21 protein-coding genes and 1 pseudogene are annotated in these 20502 nt (G+C 65.9%); 11 read left to right on the top strand and 11 right to left on the bottom strand.

The genetic code is table 11. From position 1 onward, the window contains the following. Positions 1-42: 42 nt before the first annotated feature. The 3 genes from ACT2B0_RS12995 to ACT2B0_RS12985 form a co-directional block, all read right to left on the bottom strand. Entirely contained in the window at positions 43-495 is a 453-nt protein-coding gene (locus ACT2B0_RS12995; protein WP_473465522.1) for a BA14K family protein, read from the bottom strand. A 345-nt stretch (positions 496-840) separates the two neighbouring features. Beyond that, positions 841-1056: a cold-shock protein gene (locus ACT2B0_RS12990; RefSeq protein ID WP_106570583.1), complete on the bottom strand. Its 216-nt coding sequence runs from the start codon at positions 1054-1056 to the stop codon at positions 841-843. 259 nt (positions 1057-1315) lie between these two features. Next, entirely contained in the window at positions 1316-1705 is a 390-nt protein-coding gene (locus tag ACT2B0_RS12985) for a hypothetical protein (RefSeq protein ID WP_473465519.1), read from the bottom strand. Between the two features lie 314 nt (positions 1706-2019). Here ACT2B0_RS12985 and ACT2B0_RS12980 point away from each other — a divergent pair, with 314 nt between their 5' ends. Then, the gene (locus ACT2B0_RS12980) at positions 2020-2247 is read left to right on the top strand and encodes a hypothetical protein (protein ID WP_473465517.1); all 228 of its coding nucleotides are present in this window, start codon (positions 2020-2022) and stop codon (positions 2245-2247) included. 122 nt (positions 2248-2369) lie between these two features. On the opposite strand, the gene uvrB is transcribed toward ACT2B0_RS12980, so the two are convergent. The 3 genes from uvrB to ACT2B0_RS12965 all read right to left on the bottom strand — a co-directional run bounded on the left by uvrB (position 2370) and on the right by ACT2B0_RS12965 (position 7540). Continuing rightward, on the bottom strand, positions 2370-5423 hold the full coding sequence (gene uvrB / locus ACT2B0_RS12975) for an excinuclease ABC subunit UvrB (protein WP_473465514.1): 3054 nt from the start codon (positions 5421-5423) through the stop codon (positions 2370-2372). Positions 5424-5538: 115 nt separating this feature from the next. Further along, positions 5539-5967: a GNAT family N-acetyltransferase gene (locus ACT2B0_RS12970; RefSeq protein ID WP_473465511.1), complete on the bottom strand. Its 429-nt coding sequence runs from the start codon at positions 5965-5967 to the stop codon at positions 5539-5541. Between the two features lie 388 nt (positions 5968-6355). Continuing rightward, positions 6356-7540 carry a pyridoxal phosphate-dependent aminotransferase gene (locus ACT2B0_RS12965; protein WP_473465509.1) on the bottom strand — a complete coding sequence of 395 codons (1185 nt, stop codon included), beginning with the start codon at positions 7538-7540 and terminating at the stop codon, positions 6356-6358. A 261-nt stretch (positions 7541-7801) separates the two neighbouring features. Here ACT2B0_RS12965 and ACT2B0_RS12960 point away from each other — a divergent pair, with 261 nt between their 5' ends. Further along, positions 7802-8500, top strand: coding sequence for a GntR family transcriptional regulator (locus tag ACT2B0_RS12960; protein ID WP_473465508.1), 699 nt, complete (start codon positions 7802-7804; stop codon positions 8498-8500). 79 nt (positions 8501-8579) lie between these two features. Here the strand turns inward: ACT2B0_RS12960 and ACT2B0_RS12955 are convergent, their stop codons facing one another. The 5 genes and pseudogenes from ACT2B0_RS12955 to ACT2B0_RS12935 form a co-directional block, all read right to left on the bottom strand. After that, the gene (locus tag ACT2B0_RS12955; RefSeq protein ID WP_473465505.1) at positions 8580-9095 is read right to left on the bottom strand and encodes a SixA phosphatase family protein; all 516 of its coding nucleotides are present in this window, start codon (positions 9093-9095) and stop codon (positions 8580-8582) included. 9 nt (positions 9096-9104) lie between these two features. Beyond that, positions 9105-9620 carry a hypothetical protein gene (locus ACT2B0_RS12950; RefSeq protein ID WP_473465503.1) on the bottom strand — a complete coding sequence of 172 codons (516 nt, stop codon included), beginning with the start codon at positions 9618-9620 and terminating at the stop codon, positions 9105-9107. Between the two features lie 855 nt (positions 9621-10475). Beyond that, entirely contained in the window at positions 10476-11234 is a 759-nt protein-coding gene (locus ACT2B0_RS12945; RefSeq protein ID WP_473465500.1) for a helix-turn-helix transcriptional regulator, read from the bottom strand. A 358-nt stretch (positions 11235-11592) separates the two neighbouring features. Beyond that, complete coding sequence (locus ACT2B0_RS12940; protein ID WP_473465972.1) at positions 11593-11757, bottom strand: helix-turn-helix transcriptional regulator; 165 nt, start codon at positions 11755-11757, stop codon at positions 11593-11595. 84 nt (positions 11758-11841) lie between these two features. Beyond that, a pseudogene (locus ACT2B0_RS12935) lies at positions 11842-12246 on the bottom strand (autoinducer binding domain-containing protein); the annotation flags it as partial. Positions 12247-13068: 822 nt separating this feature from the next. Here ACT2B0_RS12935 and ACT2B0_RS12930 point away from each other — a divergent pair. The 9 genes from ACT2B0_RS12930 to ACT2B0_RS12890 all read left to right on the top strand — a co-directional run bounded on the left by ACT2B0_RS12930 (position 13069) and on the right by ACT2B0_RS12890 (position 20502). Then, positions 13069-13311, top strand: coding sequence for a DUF1344 domain-containing protein (locus ACT2B0_RS12930; RefSeq protein ID WP_348506605.1), 243 nt, complete (start codon positions 13069-13071; stop codon positions 13309-13311). A 168-nt stretch (positions 13312-13479) separates the two neighbouring features. After that, positions 13480-14700, top strand: coding sequence for an NAD-dependent epimerase/dehydratase family protein (locus tag ACT2B0_RS12925; protein WP_473465498.1), 1221 nt, complete (start codon positions 13480-13482; stop codon positions 14698-14700). Positions 14701-14724: 24 nt separating this feature from the next. Then, positions 14725-15558, top strand: coding sequence for a glycosyltransferase (locus ACT2B0_RS12920; protein WP_473465969.1), 834 nt, complete (start codon positions 14725-14727; stop codon positions 15556-15558). Positions 15559-15562: 4 nt separating this feature from the next. Beyond that, the gene (locus ACT2B0_RS12915; RefSeq protein WP_473465495.1) at positions 15563-16459 is read left to right on the top strand and encodes an NAD-dependent epimerase/dehydratase family protein; all 897 of its coding nucleotides are present in this window, start codon (positions 15563-15565) and stop codon (positions 16457-16459) included. A 135-nt stretch (positions 16460-16594) separates the two neighbouring features. Further along, positions 16595-17269: a 5-formyltetrahydrofolate cyclo-ligase gene (locus tag ACT2B0_RS12910; RefSeq protein WP_473465493.1), complete on the top strand. Its 675-nt coding sequence runs from the start codon at positions 16595-16597 to the stop codon at positions 17267-17269. A 329-nt stretch (positions 17270-17598) separates the two neighbouring features. Further along, on the top strand, positions 17599-18288 hold the full coding sequence (locus ACT2B0_RS12905) for a hypothetical protein (protein WP_473465490.1): 690 nt from the start codon (positions 17599-17601) through the stop codon (positions 18286-18288). 50 nt (positions 18289-18338) lie between these two features. Beyond that, positions 18339-19040 carry a hypothetical protein gene (locus ACT2B0_RS12900; RefSeq protein ID WP_473465488.1) on the top strand — a complete coding sequence of 234 codons (702 nt, stop codon included), beginning with the start codon at positions 18339-18341 and terminating at the stop codon, positions 19038-19040. A 2-nt stretch (positions 19041-19042) separates the two neighbouring features. Then, a complete protein-coding gene (locus ACT2B0_RS12895) occupies positions 19043-19750 on the top strand; it encodes a hypothetical protein (protein WP_473465486.1) in 708 nt (235 codons plus the stop codon). Between the two features lie 50 nt (positions 19751-19800). After that, entirely contained in the window at positions 19801-20502 is a 702-nt protein-coding gene (locus ACT2B0_RS12890) for a hypothetical protein (protein WP_473465483.1), read from the top strand.

The raw sequence follows: 20502 nt of genomic DNA, 5'->3' as shown, positions 1-20502 counted from the left end.
CGCCCGCGAAGCGGACGGGGCAGCGCGCGTCATGCCTGGAGGTCAGTCGGCAACGCAGAAATGGTCCCGGCCGTCATAGCCGCGATAGGTGCCGGTGCTGACGCTGAAGGAGCGATAGCGCTGCTGGCAATAGCGCATCCATTCGCGCGTCCAGGGCTGATAGCCGCCGCCGGCATAGGGATCGGCATCGACCACGCGCCGACGATACTGGCGCGGCGCCGGGGGAAACTCGTCGAAGCCGGTATCGGCATAGTCGTCGACATAGTCCGCTCCCCGATCCGCGCTGCTGACGGCGCCGACCACCAGGCCGCCGACGATCAGGCCGAGAATGCCGGCGGCGAGCAGGTCGTCGCGGGTGTTCTCGCGATGGTTGACCTGGGGATGGCGCGGACGGTGTTCGCGCCAGCGCTGTCCCGCGCTGGCTTCCAGCACCGGCACCAGCGTGGTCGCGGCGACCGCGGTGGCGAGAAGCAGGGGTCTGAATAAACGGTTCATCAAGCTCTCCATGAAAGCGCCGGCGCGGCAGGCGGGCCGGAATTGGCGCTGTTTTAGGAAAGCGCGGCTGAACGCCGGCTGAACGGGGCGTTCAGCGACATGACGGTTTCCAAACAAGGGGCTGGATATCGACGCGATCACACGGCGTGGAACGCCGCGCACGCTTGGCCTGCCGGGGAGCGGCCGCGATCCGAAGCGCGAGACTGAGCCGCTGGACAATCCGTGCGCCGGGGCGAACCGGCGGAGCCGCCGCAGGCTGTTTGCCGGCGCGGATGAGGACCGGTTGCGCGGCCGGGTTTTGGCGCGGGACCGGCGGCCCCGCGACGCGAAAGCGTGACTATGGTCTCAGGCGAGCATCAGATTGACCGCCTTGGGACCCTTGCCGCGTCGGTCGGGTTCGGTATCGAAGGTGACCTTTTGTCCGTCTTCGAGACCGGTCAGACCGGATGCCTGAACCGCCGAGATGTGGACGAAAATATCCTTGGCGCCGTCGTCGGGCGTTATGAAGCCATACCCCTTGGCATGGTTGAAGAACTTGACGGTTCCGGTCATCTGACCCATCGGAATCTCCTTTCTCCCGTCAGTTTGCTCGGTTTGCGGGCATGCCGCATGTCATCGGTCGTTCACTGGGGGAGAAGAAACAGTCGGATCGACGCCGGGGCGGTGCCAGGGGCCCTCTCGTTTCGCGATCCACCCGGGCGCCGCGGGGGCAGTCCAAAGCCGGGGCATGCCATTCCAGTCTCCGGGCCGGCAAATGCCCGAATGCGGAATTTGTCCCCTATTTTTCGGTTTCCGGCAAGCGTGGATTTGCCGGTCGGCCTCAGTCGCCGATCGCCGGTTCTCCCGAGCGGCGGATGATGCGGATGCGGCAATCCTGGCCGACATGGCGATGATAGATGCGGCCTGCGCCCGGAACGCGGTGAAACCGCGCATCGCGGTGGCAGTCGACTGGCTTGCCGCGCTGGGCCGTCTCGTCGGCAACCGGCCGGCAGTCGCGCCGGCGGTGATGATGGCGCAGCGTCTTGCCGAATTCCGGCACGAAATGGCGGCGCGTGTCCTGGTGGCAGCCGCCGGCCGGGATCACGGCAGCCGTGCCGGGCGGCGTCGACGGTGGCGCGGCTGGCACCGGAACGGCCGCGGCGCCGGAGATTGCGGCCATGTTGAGAGCCCCGCAAAGAAACAGGCATGCGATGGTGGAACGAAGCGTCAAGGTCCGGCTCCCGGTCTGGTGTGTTACGGGTCTATCTGGGGCCTGGAAGGGCGCCGATCCAAGCGGCTTTTCTGAAAACGGGATTTTTGCCTAACCAAAGGTGAAGCCGGCCGCGAAGCCGCCGTCCGCGCGCAATGAGCGGCGCGCCAGGCGCGCCGTGCCGGCCGCCGATGCGGTTTCCGGTGCCGTTGGGTTACCGTGGGGTACAAACTGTGATCGTACCTGCCGATCCATGTCCGCATTTCATGCGTTAGATTTAAAGGTTGGCCGAGAAACCATTGTCGATGGAGCCGGCCCGACAGGAGGCCAAGGAGATGACCCGCCCCACGCAGTCCCCCCGCCGCAAGCCCGTCCCGGCGCCGCCGCGCCCGCAGGAGGCGCGTGAAGCGATCCGACAGGTGGTGGAGGCTGTGTGCAGCGAGCTTGGCGTGTCGGCGCGGCAGCGCGCGCGTCGCGCCGCGATCGAGCAGAGGATCATCGTCGCCTACGATCACGGTCCGCGCCAGCCGCTCGATCTCGTCCGCGCCGGGCTGGAGGGCTGAGCCCGCAGCGCTATGATTTGCCCTTGTGTCGTCCTGCGTCTCGCGGAACCGCGGCCGGCTCCGCCTTATTGTGCTGACACGTTCTTGAACGGCGAACCGGCTTCCACCTTGCCTTGCAGCCGCTAACTCCCCGGGCGGCCGCTCTTTTTCGGACGCCGCGCGCGGCGTTCGTCGGCCGGATCCTCGTAGGAGCCGGCGCCGGCGCGGTAACGCTTGACCGGCTTGGCCTCGTCGGGCGGGGCAGGCGGCTCGCCGCCGAGCGGTTTTTCGGTGCGTCCGACCGTCATCTCGTCGAGCGTGTTCTTGCGGAACAGGGATTTGTCCCCGCCCGCCCGCTCTTCGCCCGGCGTGCCGTAATCGGCGCCGTGCGCCTGGCGGTGCGACTGTTTTTTGAACAGCGAGCGCGGCACCGAACCGGCCGGGGTGGCGTGATCGCCGGAACCGCCCATGTCGTCGAGAGCCGGCTTGGAAAACAGGCTGTCGCCGCCTGCCGCCGCGCCCGTGCCGCCGCGCGGTATCGCCGCTGCGCCCCTGGCCTTGTCGCGCCGGCTCTTTTTGGTGTTCTCCACGCCGGTGTCGCGGGCCATCGGGTCGTCCATAACGGCCAGCTCGGTCTCCTGCAGGCGCCTGACCTCGTCGCGCAGGCGCGCGGCCTCCTCGAAATCGAGATCGGCGGCGGCGTCGCGCATCTTCTTTTCCAGATGCTCGATATGCGATTTGAGATTGTGGCCGACCAGCGCGCCTTCCTCGGTGTGGCTGGAAATGTCGGCGCGCACGTGGTCGCGCTCGTAGACCGAATCGAGAATGTCGGCGATGCGCGACTTCACACTTTCCGGGGTGATGCCGTTCTCGGCGTTCCAGGCGAGCTGCTTTTCGCGCCGGCGCGCCGTCTCGGCCATGGCGCGCTCCATCGAGCCGGTCACCGTGTCGGCGTAAAGAACGACGCGGCCGTCGACATTGCGCGCCGCGCGGCCGATGGTCTGCACCAGCGAGGTCTCGGAGCGCAGGAACCCTTCCTTGTCGGCGTCGAGAATGGCCACGAAGCCGCATTCGGGTATGTCGAGCCCCTCACGCAGCAGGTTGATGCCGACCAGCACGTCGAAAGCCCCCAGCCGCAGGTCGCGCAGGATCTCGATGCGCTCCAGCGTATCGATGTCGGAATGCATGTAGCGCACCCGAATGCCCTGCTCGTGCAGATATTCGGTCAGGTCCTCGGCCATGCGCTTGGTGAGCACGGTGCACAGGGTGCGATAGCCCCGGCGCGTCGTGTCGCGGATTTCTCCCAGCACGTCGTCGACCTGGTCCTTGGCCGGTCGCACCTCGACCGGCGGGTCGATGAGCCCGGTCGGGCGGATCACCTGCTCGGCGAACACGCCGCCAGACTGCTCCATCTCCCAGCCGCCGGGCGTCGCCGACACCGCGACGGTCAGCGGCCGCATCGCGTCCCATTCCTCGAAACGCAGCGGCCGGTTGTCCATGCATGACGGCAGGCGGAAACCGTATTCGGCGAGCGTCGCCTTGCGGCGGAAGTCGCCGCGATACATGCCGCCGATCTGCGGGATCGTCACGTGGCTTTCGTCGACGAACACCAGTGCGTCGTCGGGCACGTATTCGAACAGCGTCGGCGGCGGCTCGCCCGGCGCGCGGCCGGTCAGGTAGCGCGAATAATTCTCGATGCCGGCGCACGAGCCGGTCGCATCCAGCATTTCCAGGTCGAAGCGGGTGCGCTGCTCGAGCCGCTGCGCTTCCAGCAGCCGGCCGGCCTTTTCCAGCTCGTCGAGGCGGTGGGCGAGCTCTTGCTTGATCGACCTGGTCGCCTGGTTGAGCGTCGGCCGCGGCGTCACATAGTGCGAATTGGCGTAGATCTTCACCGACTTCATGTCGCCGGTCTTGTGGCCGGTCAGGGGATCGAATTCGGTGATCGTCTCGATTTCGTCGCCGAACAGGGAGATGCGCCAGGCGCGGTCCTCAAGGTGGGCCGGGAAGATCTCGATCGTGTCGCCGCGCACCCGGAACGAGCCGCGCACGAAATTGATGTCCTGGCGCTTATATTGCTGGGCGACGAGGTCGGCGAGTAGCTGGCGCTGGTCGAGCCGGTCGCCGACCTGCATCTGGAAGGTCATCGCCGTATAGGTCTCGACGGAGCCGATACCGTAGATGCACGACACCGAGGCGACGATGATGACGTCGTCGCGCTCCAGCAGAGAACGCGTCGCGGAGTGCCGCATGCGGTCGATCTGCTCGTTGATCGAGGATTCCTTCTCGATATAGGTGTCAGTGCGCGGGACGTAGGCCTCGGGCTGGTAATAATCGTAGTAGGAAACGAAATATTCGACGGCGTTGTCGGGAAAAAACTGCTTGAACTCGCCGTAGAGCTGGGCGGCGAGCGTCTTGTTCGGCGCCAGGATCAGCGCCGGACGCTGGGTCGCCTCGATCACCTTGGCCATGGTGAAGGTCTTGCCCGAGCCGGTGACGCCGAGCAGCACCTGGGTGCGCTCGCCGGTATCGACACCCTCCACCAGGTCGCGGATGGCGGTCGGCTGGTCGCCGGAGGGCTGGTACTCCGTCACCATGCGGATCGGCACGCCGCCTTCCGACTTCTCCGGCCGTTCGGGCCGGTGCGGCGTCCACAGCTTGCCGTTCTTGTGCAGCGGATTGCCGCTTTCGATCAGCTTCGACAGCGCCTCCACCGTGGCGGTGACGCTGGAACTGGCAAGCGCGCCGGCGTCCTCGAGCGAGATGTCGAGGCCGGCGACCGGGTTCATGCCGGCGGCCGCGCGGTCCTTGGCGGAGGCCGCGCCGCCCATCGAGGTGCCGCGCGCCGTCTTGGTGGGGGCGGCGGAGCGTTCGGGCACTTTTTTCGACGGCCGCGCGGCGGCGTCTCCGGCGGCCTTGACGCGGTGCTTGCCGGCGGCCGAGCGGATGGCGCGCATCTCCGCCGCGCGGGCGTCCGCCTCGGCGGCGCGCTCCATATCGCGCGCCCAGTCTGTTACCGACCCCGACAGCGGCGCGCCGGACATATCCTTTTGCGGCGCTTCCGCGAAGCCGCCATCGCCGCGCTCCAGCGGTTCGGCCGCGTCGTGAAAATCGGTCAGCGGGCTGCGCCGCTTGCGCGTGCCGGACCGGTCGTCGGCCGCTGTCGGGCGCGGTGCCTTTTTGTCGGATTTGGAAACCATGCCGGGAATATGGAGAGAGTCCGGCCGAAAGGGAAGGGTTCGGGTCGGTGCGCCGATGCCGGCGCGTCGCGCCTCCTGACAAGAGGGTGTCAGGACGGCGGCGCGCCGCTCGCGGTCAGGCGGGGTAACGCAGGCGGATCACCGGATGGCCGGTCGGCTCGTCGACATGCCGCCCGGTTTCCACGAAACCGTATCGCGCATAGAAGCGCCGGCCGACCGGGTTGTCCACGAACACGTCGAGTTCGAGGCGGCCGCGTCGGGTTACGGCGTCGTCCACCAGTGCGCGGCCAAGGCCGCGGCCGTGAAAGGCCGGGTCGAGGAACAGGCCGCCGACCTGGTCGCCGAGCAGCGAGATGAAACCGACCGGCCGTGCGCCCATCCACGCGGTACGGGTATCGGCAGCCGGCAGGTAGACATCGCGGATGTTGCCGGCCTCGCGCTGCAAAAAATCCTCGCCGAGAAAGGGATGGGCGAGACGGCTGGCCTTGAGCCAGATAGCGACGATGGCGTCGTCATCGACGCCGGGGCGGTAGGTCTTGATCATGGTTTGCTCATGTCCGGTTCGGGCAGCACCAAACATACGCCGGCACGCTGCGCGGCGGGCTGCCTGTTCAGGATATTGGTAAGCCAAACGAACAGGGGCCCCGGCTTGCGACGGGGTTCATCCGTTTGCGGGGTGCTGCCGCCCCTCCTTTACCGGGACATAAAACCTCCGAGCATTCGCCGAACTGCTAGCGCGGATCGCAGGGACGCGCAAGTTCGTGTTCGCCGCAGCCGGGGCCTTCAGCCGAAATCCTTCGGCGTCAAAAAACCGGCGACCCGGGCCACGCCTGGAGCCAGCGCGGACCAGTCGGCCCCGATCTCGAACCGCGCCAGCGCCGCGGCTGAAAATCCCGTCAGCGTCAGGTTGCCTCACGCGCGAAACGCAGACGTTAGTTCACCAATGACTGCTTTACCCGGTCGCCGATGCCGGCCAGGCGGTCGACCGGCTCGTTGCTGAACACCAGCCGTACAAACTGATCCGCGTTTTCGCTGCCCCAGTCGCGCATATAGGTGGCCGCGACCCGACCGCGCTCCAAGAGGCGTTGCGACGCTTCAAGGGACGTCAGCCCGAATTGGCCGACGTCGAGCAGCATCGACCATCCGCCGGCCGCCGGCACCAGGACGGTTCCGGAGCCCGGGTCGATACCGCGCAGTTCGTCGACGATGACGTCGCGCCGGGCCTGCCACTGCGCGATGGCGTCGGCGAGACCCGACCGCGCTGGGTCGCCGGACATCAATCGCGCGACGGGCATCTGGGCGATCCCTACCGCGTCTGCCGTATTGTAGATGTGGGCCTTGGCGATGGCGTCAAGCGCTGCGTGCGGCCCGACGACCCAGCCGACCTTCCAGCCGATCATGCGGTATTCCTTGGATGCCGAACCCACGGTGATCGTGCGTTCCGCCATGCCGGGGATCGATGCCGGGTGTATGAGCGCGCGGCCGTCATACAGGATGTTTTCCATCGCCGCGTTGTAGATCAGCCAGCAGTCGTTTCGCTGGCAGAAATCGGCGATGGCCTGCCACTCGTCGGCATTCAGCACCGCTCCCGACGGCATTGAAGGATTCATGATGAAGACCGCCCGGCACGAGGGGGACGCCGCCGCCTCCAACCGTTCCAGGTCGAGGCGCCAAGCGCCCCGATGACGCCGGAACGGCACGAATGCCGGCGTTGCGCCCACCATCCGCACACGGTTGATCATGCCGCAATAGGTCGGGTCGGTGACCACCACCTCGCTGCCCGGATCCACCAGGGCGAGCAGCGAATTGAACAAACCTTCCATGCCCCCGCACGTGATGACGACCTCGCGGGAGGGGTCGTAGTCGTGACCGCATTGGCTCCTCAGCCGCGCCGAAACGGCCTCACGCAGTTCGCTGCGACCCGTCAAGGGAAGCCAACTGTTGCTGTCGTCGTCGGCTGTGGCGCGAACGGTTTCGGCCACGGCCAGTTGAGGCACGGCGACATCTGTGTCGAGATTCTCCAGTCGCAGAATATCCGGGTCGTTGCCAGCGGCGAGAGCGACGCGATCGAGACCAATCCCGGAAATTCCGTCGAGTCGTTTGGCTGTTGCGGGCATGATAGCATCCTCCGATATGGGTTTTGATATTAAATATTGGATCCAATATCAAGATCAATGCGCCGTAATCGGGCGGACACGCTGTGAGACCAGTTTTGATCGATCTGCGTAGGATCGCCACGCCTGCATGAAGTGAACGATTGCGCGGGCCCGGGCGCGGACCGTAAGGCATGCTGATATTGGCCGGCTCGATGGGACTTGCCCCTAGCCGTCAATTCAGGGTGCCGATAGAATGCGGCGCCGTTCTGCGAAAAAGGCGTGATGGTGAAGACACTTCAGACCCTGATTGAAACCAGCCGTCGCCAGTACAGAACGATGACTGAGATGGTTGCCGCGACACTGCGTGAGGCGATCATCGGAGGGGCGCTTGGAAGCGGCGAAATGATTCGGCAGGATCAGCTTGCGGCGGCCTTCGGCGTCAGCCGGATGCCGGTGCGCGAGGCGCTGCGCCAACTTGAAGCCGAAGGGCTGGTTGAGTTTCTGCCCCATCGCGGCGCGGTCGTCGCCGAACTCAAGCCCGACGAAATTCTCGAGATGTGCGAAATCCGGAGCCTGTTGGAATGTCACGCACTGAAAAAAGCCGTGCCGAAGCTCAGCGAAGACGTTCTACGGCGGGCCGAATGCGTGCTCGATGAGCTGGACGAGGAAAACGACGTCGCGCGCTGGGGTGAAATGAACCAGCGCTTTCACATGACGCTCTACGACAATCTTCGCGGCACGCGCCTATACGACCTGGTTGCGGCCCAATATCAACATCTTGATCGCTACATCCGGGTAACGCTCACCCAGCTTGACTATGCCGGGAAATCGCAGGCCGAGCACCGAATGCTGGTTGCCGCGTGCCGTGCCGGTGACCCCGATCGGGCAGCGGAGGTGTTGCGCGCGCATCTTGCAAAAAGTGCTGGCGCGATCGCGGAGCTGTTGGCCGGCCAGCAAGCGCTGGCTGGAGCGCAGCGGTGATGCAAACCACTGAATGATCGGGCCTCTGTCGAAGCTGACGGCCCCGATCTACGACCGGACGGCCCTTGCGTGTCGGTGGCTATTCTTCGTCCTTGGGCTTCAGGAACGCCGCGAGCCGGGCGGCGCCCGATGTCAGCGTGGCCCATTGCGCCGCCACCTCGAACCGCGCCAGCGCCGCGGTCGGAAATTTCGTTCGCAGCCGCGCCAGCGCATCCGCGTCGGATTCCGGCCCGGCGAGGGTTTCGGTCAGGCGCTCCAGTCCCGGATTGTGGCCGACGACGACAAGCCGCCGGATCGCGGGCGGCACGGACCGGATCGTCTCCAGAATGATCTCGGGTTCGGCTTCGTAAATCTCGGGGGCGAGCCGGGTCTCGACCGAACGCGGCAATCCGGCTGCGACCAGTGCCCAGGTTTGCCGGGTGCGCAGGGCGGGTGAAACCAGCGCCAGATCGGGTATCCAGCCGCGCCGGGCGATCGCGCGCGCCATGACCGGCGCCGCCTTGCGACCGCGCGCGGCGAGCGGCCGCTCGGCATCGTCGAGCGTGGCATCGTCCCAGCTCGATTTCGCATGGCGCAGCAGCAGGAGTTCGCGCATCGCGTCAGCCTAGGGACAGCCGTCCAGCGCGACGGCCAGCGTATCTTGGGCGCCGTCGAGCGAAAAGGCGGCGAAGGTTTCGAAGGGCGAGCCGTCGGCGGCGTTGGCGGCGGTGATGTCGAAATAAAGCACCAGCCGCCGTCCTTGCCGCAGCGCGTCGATCAGCTGGCGGTCGAGCGGGGCCAGATGGTTTTCGGCCACCGTTCCTTCCGAAAACAGCACCATCGCCATGTCCGAGGCGGCCGCTACCAGCGGCCAGTCGTGGTCGTCGACGCTGGCGATGATTTTGCCCGGCCGGTAAAGATAGTCGGCGGTGCCGCCGGCCTGCGGCAGCACGGGCGCGCCGTCGGCGGTGTGGAGTTCGACCTGAAACGGATCGCCGCACCCCACGGTCAACGCCGCAAGCGTGCTGTTGGTGCTTTGCGGCGCGGCAACCGCCTGTTGCGCCTGCGCGCGCCATTGCGCATCTGCCACGGTACTGGTTGCGGCCAGGAGGAGGGCGGTCGAAAGCCAATGGAGTTTCATGATCGCCAGTTTGCGCGAACCCGGCCGGCTTGCAAGTCCGGGCGCCCGATGGCGAACGCGCGCGATCGTCGCATCCGGGCGGATCTCCAAGAGCGGCCGCCACATTTTTTGCGAAAAGATGCTGCCGGATCGACAGGACACAGCGCCGTGGGCTCGCGGGGAGGCCGCCTCCCGGTCTGTTCCGACGTCGGCCGCAGCGGTCTCGCACGATCGATACCGGCATGGCCTCGAAGCAATCGGCCTCTCGCCATGTATCGGCACGCGTTGCGGGTCGATGTGGACGCCGCGAGCCTCGCCTGGCGGCGATGTGCCGATACGGCTTGACGCTGTGCGCCCGACGCGACGATTAAGATTGCCCTAAAGCGCGATCCCCAGTTTTCGCATCCCAAATGAAGCGAATTTCCAGAACGCCGCACCCGCGCTAGGGTGTCGTCAGATCCGGGAGGAAATGCGGAACACGGCATTGCCGGCCGAGACCAAAACGGTCCTGTACCAGGTGCGACGGCCACGGCAAAATCATATGGTGTTATGACGTAATCGCGTCGGTTTCGCTTCTATCCCATAGTGACGAAAGGGTCGGACCATCCTCCCCACGGTTGGTCGCCCACAAATCCACGGAAGCAGGATCGAGAGCTCTTCCCTGTTTCTGCGGAGCGCGGCCAGCGCTCAACCCCACCCCTATGGTCGCTGGCCGCGCGAGCTCTTCCACACCCGTTCCGGGTGCGGCGGCTGGCGATGCGATCCCACTTCCAACCCACAAGGTCCGGCTCCAACCCACAAGCTCCGGCCGCGCACGCGAACATGGCGAGATGCGCGACATAGCTTGCTGCTCTTGTCGCAAGGTGAGGGCCGCGTTTAGTCGATCAAGCGCAGCCGGATCGCCTTGGCGACGGCTTGGGTGCGATTGACGGTGCCGAGTTTCTGGCTGCTCGTGGCGATGTACTGGTTCACCGTGTGTTCGGACAGGCCGAGTATCGCAGCGATCTCGACGCTGGTCTTGCCGGCGCCCGTCCAGTTCAGGCACTGCAGCTCGCGCGCGGTCAGGCGCGGGCGCGATTGTTCCCGGTCGGGCGGGGCGAACAACGACATGCGTTCGTAGATCCCGCTGCACCACAAGGACAAACGGGCGGCCTCGTCGATGTCGGGGACGGGCCGTTCTCCGCCGAACAGGACGAAGCCGTGCGGTGCGCGGGTGGAAAAGACCGGCAGGCCGAGACCGGTGCGGATGCCCAGGCGCGACAAAAGGTTGTCCGTGGCGCGATTGTCGTTCTCGGCGCCGACGGTACGCGTACCGAATGTGGCTGGCGCGCGGCGGTCCCAGAAAAAGGGCTGGCCGCCCCTCAGCGCCTCGACGAGCGCCTCGTCGCCGGAGGCTGCTTCCAAATCCTGATATTCCCGTACCGAGCTTTGCGGCAGGCTGGTCAGGATGAACTCGTGCGAGCGATCATAGGCCGTATTTCCGTGGGTCCTCAGCATCGCGAAATGCCGGTAGCCGGAATCGCGCGCCAGTCCCTTGAGACTGTCGTAAGCGTCCACCGGCCCTGCGATGCGTGCAATGCGCTCGCGGAACGACGTCCAGCCCTTGCCGGCCGACATCAATGCTGGTTGTGTCACTTGCCTTGCTCGCGTGCCGGAACGCCGGCCTTCCTATGGCTGCGGTTTGCCGCGGACCACGTTGTGGTGGGGGAACCAGACCGCAGATACGTATTGTTTGATAAAAAACAACCATGGTCTGCTGCGGCCTATCGTGCCAGGTATCGGTCGCCTGCCCGCGGTGGTGATCGGGAGTTGTCCGGTGGCAACAAAGTGGCGCGCAGCCAACTATCTGGCAAATATTCGCTTCGACCGCCGGCGCGCGTGATGGGAGATCTGATCGCGGGCTCACGGGCAGCGCCGATCGTCAGTTTGCGCTACAATGGGCGCACATCCGCTGTGTGCGGGGGGATGTGCGTTTGGCGCGCGTCGGCCTCTCTTACTCGATCAGGCCGCGCCGCATCGCCTTGGCGACCGCGTGGGCGCGGTTGACGGCTCCCAGCTTCTGGCTGCTCGAGGCAATGTACTGGTTGACGGTGTGTTCCGACAGTCCGAGGATTGTCCCGATCTCGAGGCTGGTCTTGCCGGCCGATGTCCAGACCAGGCATTGGCGTTCCCGGTCCGACAGCCGCGCGGCGGGTTCGTCGCGACAGGAATTTTCCAGCACCTTGAGCAGGCGCTCGCTGAGATGGGCGGTCAGCATCAGCAGGTAGGAGAGTTCCGCGCATTGCGGTTCGTCCCGATCCCCGGCAAGGAAAAGCAGCCGCCGTTCGCCGGGACGACCTCCGGTCGGCAACGCGACCCCCGTGAGGAAACCGAATTCTTCGAAAAGCGCCGCGGCGCGCTTTGTCTCTACCTGGTTGCGGCGGGCTGTGCTTTTCTTGAACGACCATAAAAACGGCACGATGGCGTCACGCGCGCTTGCGATCACGGGGCTCGTCGCCAGCAGACCGAAGGCGTCGTAGTCTCGCAAGAACCGTTCCGGCCAATTGCTGATCAGGATATGATCGGCCAGGTGCTGGCTGGCCTCGACCGGCATGTCGAGCATCACACCATGCGTATAACCGGACAGTCTGCAAATCTCGAGCAGCATGTCGTAGGCATCGTAGCGATTGCGGATTGCCGCCATCTTCGCGATCAGGCCGGCAAGCGCCGGAGCGGTAAGGGAATTCGGCGGCATGCTGCTTGATCGCGCCTCGTTTTCGGTGTTCGTTTTGCGTCACTGCCGATGGTTGGTGACGCGCCATGCGATGGGCGCGTTTGCGGCGCGAATCCGATGATTCGGCCGGAAACCCGCATCGGGACTGTCCAATATTTCCCCAATTGATGGTGATTATTGCCAAAATAGTTGATAATTTATGTGAGAGTGTGCAACCGGCCGCATCGCCGGACGGTCGGCGTCGACGTGGCGGCACCTTGTCTCGCTCACGTCGCAAACAAGATATCTCGATCGCTGGCGACGTCGAATTCCAGCATGACGCGCTTCCCGCCAAAGCCGCGCCAGCTCGATGCCGGTTTTTCCCTTGTCAGCGGCTTTTTGGGCAGGCGGCGTTGGCGCCATTTATATTACGTAACGCGAATTTATTGGGCGATGTGAGCCTGGCGCGTGCGCGGCGCCTTTCGTGAACGGTGCGCGCGTCCAATTTCGGCAAAGTTGCGTCCGCCGTCGTCGCGGCCATCGCCGGCAGAGCGCCGCCGTGCCGCCTGACGCTGGCCGGCCGATGCGGAGTAGGCCGCGTAAACGTTTGATTGTGGCAAAAACAAGTCTTTGAAATCATTCAATTCTTTTACACAACTTGATTTGAGATCCGCGTCCGTCGGCACCTAGATAAGCCCTGTCGGACGGGGCTTTCCCAAAAAGGGTCTCAGGCAACGGATGTCCCGGCCGGCGAAACGGAAATAACGGAGTCATGTGATGACCAAATTGCTTACCGCCCTTGCCGCTACCGCATTTTTCGCCGTTGCCGCCCACGCGGCCGAGGTCCAGGGCACGGTCCAATCGGTCGATCCGGCCAGCCGCACCATCATGCTGGATGACGGCACGAGCTATGTCGCCGATGCCGCCGTCGATCTCGATGCGCTCGCGGCCGGCGACAAGGTGATGATCACCGTGGACGACGCCACCACCAGCGCCGTCGAAGTCGAAAAGCAGGACTAGGCGCGGCGGACCCGATCCCTCTTCCGGCCGGTCCCGCAAGGGGCCGGCCTTTCTCGGTTGGCCCGGCCGGCGTCGCGGCGTGCCGGGCGAGGCCGTTTCGGCGGCGTACCATTCCTGTCATAAATGCCGGCTAACACGCGGCAGGGTTTTGTGAGAGGGATCGGTTCGATGAAGATTGCGGTACTCGGCGGTGACGGATTCGTCGGTTGGCCCACCTCGTTGCATCTGTCCGACCGGGGCCACGACGTCCATATCGTCGACAATCTGTCGCGGCGCTGGATCGACACCGAACTCGGCGTGCAATCGTTGACCCCGATGGATTCCATCCAGGAACGCACCCGTATCTGGCACCAGGAAACCGGGCGGCGCATCCATTTCCATCTGATCGACCTGGCACGCGACTACGAGGTGTTGAAGCGCTGGCTCGCCGAGGAGCGGCCCGACGCGATCGTGCATTTCGCCGAGCAGCGCGCCGCGCCCTATTCGATGAAGAGCGATCGGCACAAGAACTACACCGTCAACAACAATGTCAGCGCCACGCACAATCTGCTCAACGCGGTGGTGGAAACCGGGCTCGACGCGCATCTGGTGCATCTGGGCACGATGGGCGTCTACGGTTATTCGAGCGTCGGCGCGGCGATCCCGGAAGGCTATCTGCCCGTCGGCGTCGAGACGCTGGCCGGCGAGACGGTCAGCCAGGAGATTCTCTACCCGGCCAATCCCGGCTCGATCTACCACATGACCAAATGCCTGGATCAGCTCCTGTTCCAGTTTTACGCCAGGAATGACGGGGTCAGGATCACCGATCTCCATCAGGGCATCGTCTGGGGCACGCACACCGACCAGACCCGCCGTCACGACCAGCTCGTCAACCGTTTCGATTATGACGGCGATTACGGCACGGTGTTGAACCGCTTCCTGATTCAGGCGGCGATCGGCTATCCGCTGACCGTGCACGGCACTGGCGGCCAGACCCGCGCCTTCATCCATATCCAGGATTCGGTGCGCTGCATCGAACTGGCGCTGAACAACCCACCCAGATCGGGCGAGCGGGTGAAGATCTTCAACCAGATGACGGAAACGCACCGCGTGCGCGACCTGGCCGAGATGGTGGCGCGGATTACCGGGGCCGAGGTCGCCTATCTGCCCAATCCGCGCAAGGAAGCCGCCGAGAACGACCTGGTGGTCGACAACCAGCAGTTCCTGGCGCTCGGCCTCGATCCGACCACGCTGGAGGCCGGCCTGTTGTCGGAAGTGATCGACGTGGCGAAAAAATTCGCCTATCGCGTCGACCGGTCGCGCATCCCCGCCGTCTCGGCCTGGACCAGGGACATCGCGCCGACGGTCGAACGCGACCCCGAGGGCCGGCGGCTGAAGAGCGTTTCCTAAGTCCGTGGGCAGGCGAATGACGAGATTTTCCCGGTGAGCGCTGCGCGCGCCTATGTCACCTTGGTCACCAATGCCGATTTCGCGCTCGGCGCGAGCGCGCTGGTGCGCTCGCTGCGGCTGACCGCAACGAGCGCCGATATCGTGGTCATGCACACCGGCGGCGTCGACCCCGCGGCGCTGGCGCCGGTCGCCGCGCTCGGCGCGCGGCTGCGGCCGGTCGCGATGCTGGCGACCTCGGATGCGTTCAATGCGCGCCATGCGAAGAGTGAGATTCACGGCCGCAACCCCTTCACCAAAGGTGAAAAGCCCGCCTTCCACACCCCGCTCGACAATTTCGCCAAGCTGAGGCTGTGGCAGTTGGAGGACTATGACAGCGTCGTCTTTCTCGACGCCGACACGCTGGTCCTGCGCAATATCGACCGGCTGTTTGCCTACCCGGAGTTTTCCGCCGCGCCCAATGTCTACGAGCGGCTTGCCGACTTCCACCGCATGAATTCGGGCGTTTTCGTCGCCCGGCCCTCGCAACGGACGTTTGAAAGAATGCTCGCCGCGCTCGATGCGCCCGGCGCCTTCTGGCCCCGCACTGACCAGACCTTTCTGCAGAGCTTTTTTCCCGACTGGCACGGCCTGCCGGTGTTCTGCAACATGCTGCAATATGTCTGGTTCAAACTGCCGGAACTGTGGGACTGGAATTCCGTCGCGGTCGTGCACTACCAGTACGAAAAACCCTGGCAGGGCGACCATGCCAAGGCCGACAGGCTGCGGCCGCTGATCGATCTGTGGCGGGCCTTCCACCGAGGCGGAGCGATCCCCGATATCGCCGCCCTGCCGCCGCCCGCACCGACGGCGCGGGGTTAGGGTCGTGCCGGCGACGCTGGTTTCGGGAGGCACCGGCCTTGTCGGCCGGTTCGTCGTCGAGGCCCTGCTTGCGGCCGGCCACGACGTTACCCTTTTGGGCCGCACCGCGCCGCCGGCCGGTTTTTTTCCGCGTGCCACCGGCTTCGTCGAAGGCGCGCTCGATCCCGGCCGCGACCGGAGCGCGGCCTTTGCGGGCATCGATTTTTTCGTTCACGCCGCCTTCGACCATCTGCCCGGCCGTTACCGGGGCGGGGAGGGCGACGATCCGGCCGGGTTTCGCCGCCGCAATCTCGACGGCAGCCTGGCCCTGTTCGACCAGGCCAAACGTGCCGGCGTGAGACGCGTGGTGTTTTTGTCGAGCCGCGCCGTCTACGGCCGGCAGCCGCCGGGTGCCGCGCTTTTTGAAGACACGCCGTGTCATCCCGACACGCTTTACGGCACGGTGAAGCACGCCGCCGAACAGGGGCTTTTTGGGCTGGGCGATGCCGGCTTTTGCGCCGCCGCGCTGCGCATCACCGGCGTCTACGGGCCGGCCGCGGCGAACCGGGCGCACAAATGGCAGCCGCTGTTTGACGATTTCCTCGCCGGCCGGCCGGTCGCGCCGCGCGTGGCCGGCGAGGTGCACGGCGCCGATGTCGGCCAGGCGGTGCGGCATGTGCTCGCGGCCGCGCCGGGGGCGGTGTGCGGCGAGGTCTTCAACGTCGCCGACATCGTGCTCGACCGGCACGACCTTCTGGCGCTTGTGGGCGATGCGGCCGGCGCGGGCGGTCCCCTGCCGGCGCGCGCCGACCCGGCCGCCCTCAACCTGATGGACACGCGCAAACTGCGCGCGCTCGGCTGGCGGCCGGGCGGCATGGCGCTTCTTGAGCGCACCGTGCGCGGGATGTGCGCAAGGCGGTGAGGGTCGGCGATGCGACGCCGCGATGTCGCTTGCGTGGCAGGGGCGGCCTTGCGTGGCGGTCTAGGATCGGCTCGGTTGCCGATCGGGACACGGCGGGTCTTGCCGCCGCGGTGCCGCAAGAATGCGAGGTGTGCGATGGCGGACGAGGACGATCGGGCAGCGGGCGGGGCCTATGCCTCGCCGCCCTGTTTCATGCACGAATTGCAGCCGGGTTTTGCCGCGTCCGACAGCGATCCGCAGGCGCGCGCCGACATCATGCGCTGGCGCAAGGCCGAACGCCAGCGGCTGATCGAGGCACGGTTGGCCGTGCCGGCGGCCGAACGCAGCGCCATGGCCGGCGCGATCGCGACCCATCTTGACGCGGCGATCGGCGATCCGGCCGGTCGGCGGCTCAGCCTCTACTGGCCGTTTCGCGGCGAGCCGGATCTGCGCGCCTTCGCCGCCGGCTTCATGCGGCGCGGCGGCACGCTCGCCCTGCCGGTGGTGGTGGAAAAGGCCGCGCCGCTGGTGTTTCGCGACTGGCGGCCGGGCATGAAGCTGGAAAAGGGCGTGTGGAACATTCCGGTTCCGCCGGCGGCGCCGGCCGTCATCCCCGACATCGTGATTTCGCCGGTCGTCGGCTTCGATCCGGCCAATTACAGGCTGGGTTACGGCGGCGGGTTCTTCGACCGCACGCTGGCGGCGCTGCCGGCCCGGCCGACGGTGATCGGCGTCGGTTACGCCGCGGCCGCCATCGCCACCATCTATCCGCAGCCCCACGACATCGCGATGGACTTCATCGTCACCGAGGCCGGGCGCGCCGGTCAATAATCTCAGACGTCTACAGCCCGGCTCCGGCGGGGTCGCATGCAGCCGGCGCAACGGCACGGCGAGATCCGTGCGGGGCCGGCAGGCGAGGGGCGCATCGCGGCTGGGATATCGTGGCATGATTTTTTAACAAGCCATCGCTAATGTGGCAGGCGGGGTGACGGCGCGGCCTTCGGGCGGCGGTTTTGGAGCAAGCGCGGCGGACGACGCCGTAGCGGGAGCCTCGGCATGGTCCTTTCGAACGGCGCAAGCAGATCGGCGGCAGCGCACCCGGCCGCCGCTTTCGCCGCGCGGGGCGCGGGGCGCGCGGCGCGGGGCGCGGGGCGCGCGGCGTGAGCCGGCGGGGTTTTTGGGCGAAATCCGCGCTGGTCGCGGCGCTGCTGGCGCTCGCCGGCTGCGATGCGCTGGGTTTCAAGAACTGGGAATGGCGCCAGAAACTGGTGATCGAGGTCGAGACGCCGTCTGGCATCGTCAGCGGCGGTAGCCTGGTCGCGGTCGAGGCCGGCACCTCGCCCAAATGGGCGCCCGGCGCTGGCGCCGGCGGACTGGGCGCAAGGGTGCGTGGCGAGGCGTCCTTCGCCGAAGTGGCCCCCGGACGTTTTCTGTTCGCGCTGCTCGGCGGCGGCGATTGGGAGCGCGAGGTCGCGCTGACCTTGTTCTTCCCCGAGCCCGCGCCGTCGCCGTTCGAACGGGCCGAGAGGCTGGAGACCATGCGCGAAACCCGCGTGCTGCCGCGCAATCGCTACCCGCTGCTGGTCACTTTCACCGACATTGCCGACCCGACGACGGTCAGGCGCGTCGATCCCGACGACCTCGCCGCCACCTTCGGCCCCGGCGTGGCGCTGAAACGCATCACGCTGGAGATCACCGACGAGAAAGTGACGGAGGGACGGGTGAAGGCGGTGCTGGGGTGGTTGGAAACCATAGGCAACACGATGCTGGACGGTCGTTCCGACAGCACGATCGAGGCAGAGAACCGCCTCGCAAACGATCTCTCACGACTCGATTTCAGAAGGGACTGACGAATGCCTGTTCCCGTCACGGTGATGCGCGTCAGACTTTGCGAGGTAGTATGACTTATGGCGTGAGCCTGCGTGCCACCCACCAGTTTCCGGTCGCGGTGCTGGTCATGACCGCCTTGCTGCTGGCCGGTTGTGGCTGGTTCGCCGAACGCTGGGAGTGGAACCAGAAACTCACCGTCGAGGTGCTGGTCGACGGCGAGACCGTTTTCGGCGCGGCGGTTTCGTATGTGCGCTGGCAGGAGGCCAACGCACTCGACCATTACCCCACCGCCTATCGCGGCGAGGCGACGGTGGTCGACCTCGGCGCGCGCGGTTTGCTGTTCGCGCTGATCGGCGAGCCGACAAAGTACATCGCCGGCTACACGCTGCATGAGGAACTGGGCGAGCGCCGTTCCGACTACGAGACGCTTTATCCCAAGATCGCAGGCTTTCGCGGCGTGCGCGAGGTTGCCCGCGAGGCCTACCCGCTGCTGGTCACTTTCACCGACATTGCCGACCCGACGACGGTCAGGCGCGTCGATCCCGACGATCTCGCCGCCACCTTCGGCCCGGGTGTGGCGCTGAAACGCATCACGCTGGAGATCACCGACGAGGCCGTGACGGAGGGAGAGGTGGAGGCGGTGCTGGGGTGGCTTCGCTGGTCGCGTGAACGCTTCCTTGCCGCCGGCGGTGGAGAAAACCCGCTGAGAGCACCGGACAACAGCCCGGTTGGCTACGAGACAATCGGTCGGACCAAGTTCATTCGAAGATGACGATGACAAAGTTGCAGAGCCTCGTGTTCGAAAATTCCACGCGCTGCCCTCGATTGGTTCCTTTGGTCGGGTTCGTTCTCGCCACGCTACTGCTCGCCGGCTGCGGGTGGTTGGCCGAGCGCTGGGAATGGAACCAGAAGCTGACCGTCGAGGTGCTGGTCGACGGCGAGACCGTTTCCGGCGCGGCGGTTTCTTATGTGCGCTGGCAGGAGGCCAACGCACTCGACCACTACCCCACCGCCTATCGCGGCGAGGCAACGGTGGTCGACCTCGGCGAGCGCGGTTTGCTGTTCGCGCTGATCGGCCAGCCGACCAAATACGTCGCGGGCTACACGCTGCACGAGGAACTGGGCGAGCGCCGTTCCGACTACGAGACGCTTTATCCGAAGATCGCAGGCTTTCGCGGCGTGCGCGAGGTTGCCCGCGAGGCCTACCCGCTGCTGGTCACTTTCACCGACATTGCCGACCCGACGACGGTCAGGCGCGTCGATCCCGACGATCTCGCTGCGCATTTCGGCCCCGGCGTGGCGCTGAAACGCATCACGCTGGAGATCACCGACGAGAAAGTGACGGAGGGACGGGTGGGGAAGGTCCTGGGGTGGTTGGAAACCATAGGCAACACGATGCTGGACGGTCGTTCCGACAGCACGATCGAGGCAGAGAACCGCCTCGCAAACGATCTCTCACGACTCGATTTCAGAAGGGACTGACGAATGCCTGTTCCCGTCACGGTGATGCGCGTCAGACTTTGCGAGGTAGTATGACTTATGGCGTGAGCCTGCGTGCCACCCACCAGTTTCCGGTCGCGGTGCTGGTCATGACCGCCTTGCTGCTGGCCGGTTGTGGCTGGTTCGCCGAACGCTGGGAGTGGAACCAGAAGCTGACCGTCGAGGTGCTGGTCGACGGCGAGATCGCGTCGGGCGCGGCGGTTTCGTATGTGCGCTGGCAGGAGGCCAACGCGCTCGACCATTATCCCACCGCCTATCGCGGCGAGGCGACGGTGGTCGACCTCGGTGAACGCGGTGTCCTGTTCGCGCTGATCGGCGAGCCGACAAAATACATCGCCGGCTACACGCTGCATGAGGAACTGGGCGAGCGCCGTTCCGACTACGAGACGCTTTATCCCAAGATCGCAGGCTTTCGCGGCGTGCGCGAGGTTGCCCGCGAGGCCTACCCGCTGCTGGTGACCTTCACCGACATTGCCGACCCGACGACCGTCAAGCGCGTCGATCCCGACGACCTCGCCGCCACCTTCGGCCCCGGTGTGGCGCTGAAACGCATCACGTTGGAGATCACCGACGAGAAAGTGACGGAGGGACGGGTGAAGGCGGTGCTGGGGTGGATGAATGTTCCCAAGATCGACCCCGCCATCAACGATGGTCGCAGCGAAACCCTGCGTTATCCAAACACCAGTCCGCGCGGCTACGGCACCATCAGCACGAACGAGTTTATCCGGAGGTGA

The sequence above is a fragment of the Nitratireductor sp. J20-h4 genome (assembly GCF_056780505.1).
The sequence above is the reverse complement of the archived record's forward strand: the minus strand, read 5'-3'. Positions and strand labels throughout refer to the sequence as shown.

Coding starts and splice junctions, on each gene's coding strand:
- ACT2B0_RS12995 (WP_473465522.1), bottom strand. CDS start 495: ATGAACCGTTTATTCAGACCCCTGCTTCTCGCCACCGCGGTCGCCGCG.
- ACT2B0_RS12990 (WP_106570583.1), bottom strand. CDS start 1,056: ATGGGTCAGATGACCGGAACCGTCAAGTTCTTCAACCATGCCAAGGGG.
- ACT2B0_RS12980 (WP_473465517.1), top strand. CDS start 2,020: ATGACCCGCCCCACGCAGTCCCCCCGCCGCAAGCCCGTCCCGGCGCCG.
- uvrB (WP_473465514.1), bottom strand. CDS start 5,423: ATGGTTTCCAAATCCGACAAAAAGGCACCGCGCCCGACAGCGGCCGAC.
- ACT2B0_RS12970 (WP_473465511.1), bottom strand. CDS start 5,967: ATGATCAAGACCTACCGCCCCGGCGTCGATGACGACGCCATCGTCGCT.
- ACT2B0_RS12965 (WP_473465509.1), bottom strand. CDS start 7,540: ATGCCCGCAACAGCCAAACGACTCGACGGAATTTCCGGGATTGGTCTC.
- ACT2B0_RS12960 (WP_473465508.1), top strand. CDS start 7,802: ATGGTGAAGACACTTCAGACCCTGATTGAAACCAGCCGTCGCCAGTAC.
- ACT2B0_RS12955 (WP_473465505.1), bottom strand. CDS start 9,095: ATGCGCGAACTCCTGCTGCTGCGCCATGCGAAATCGAGCTGGGACGAT.
- ACT2B0_RS12950 (WP_473465503.1), bottom strand. CDS start 9,620: ATGAAACTCCATTGGCTTTCGACCGCCCTCCTCCTGGCCGCAACCAGT.
- ACT2B0_RS12930 (WP_348506605.1), top strand. CDS start 13,069: ATGACCAAATTGCTTACCGCCCTTGCCGCTACCGCATTTTTCGCCGTT.
- ACT2B0_RS12925 (WP_473465498.1), top strand. CDS start 13,480: ATGAAGATTGCGGTACTCGGCGGTGACGGATTCGTCGGTTGGCCCACC.
- ACT2B0_RS12910 (WP_473465493.1), top strand. CDS start 16,595: ATGGCGGACGAGGACGATCGGGCAGCGGGCGGGGCCTATGCCTCGCCG.
- ACT2B0_RS12900 (WP_473465488.1), top strand. CDS start 18,339: ATGACTTATGGCGTGAGCCTGCGTGCCACCCACCAGTTTCCGGTCGCG.
- ACT2B0_RS12895 (WP_473465486.1), top strand. CDS start 19,043: ATGACAAAGTTGCAGAGCCTCGTGTTCGAAAATTCCACGCGCTGCCCT.
- ACT2B0_RS12890 (WP_473465483.1), top strand. CDS start 19,801: ATGACTTATGGCGTGAGCCTGCGTGCCACCCACCAGTTTCCGGTCGCG.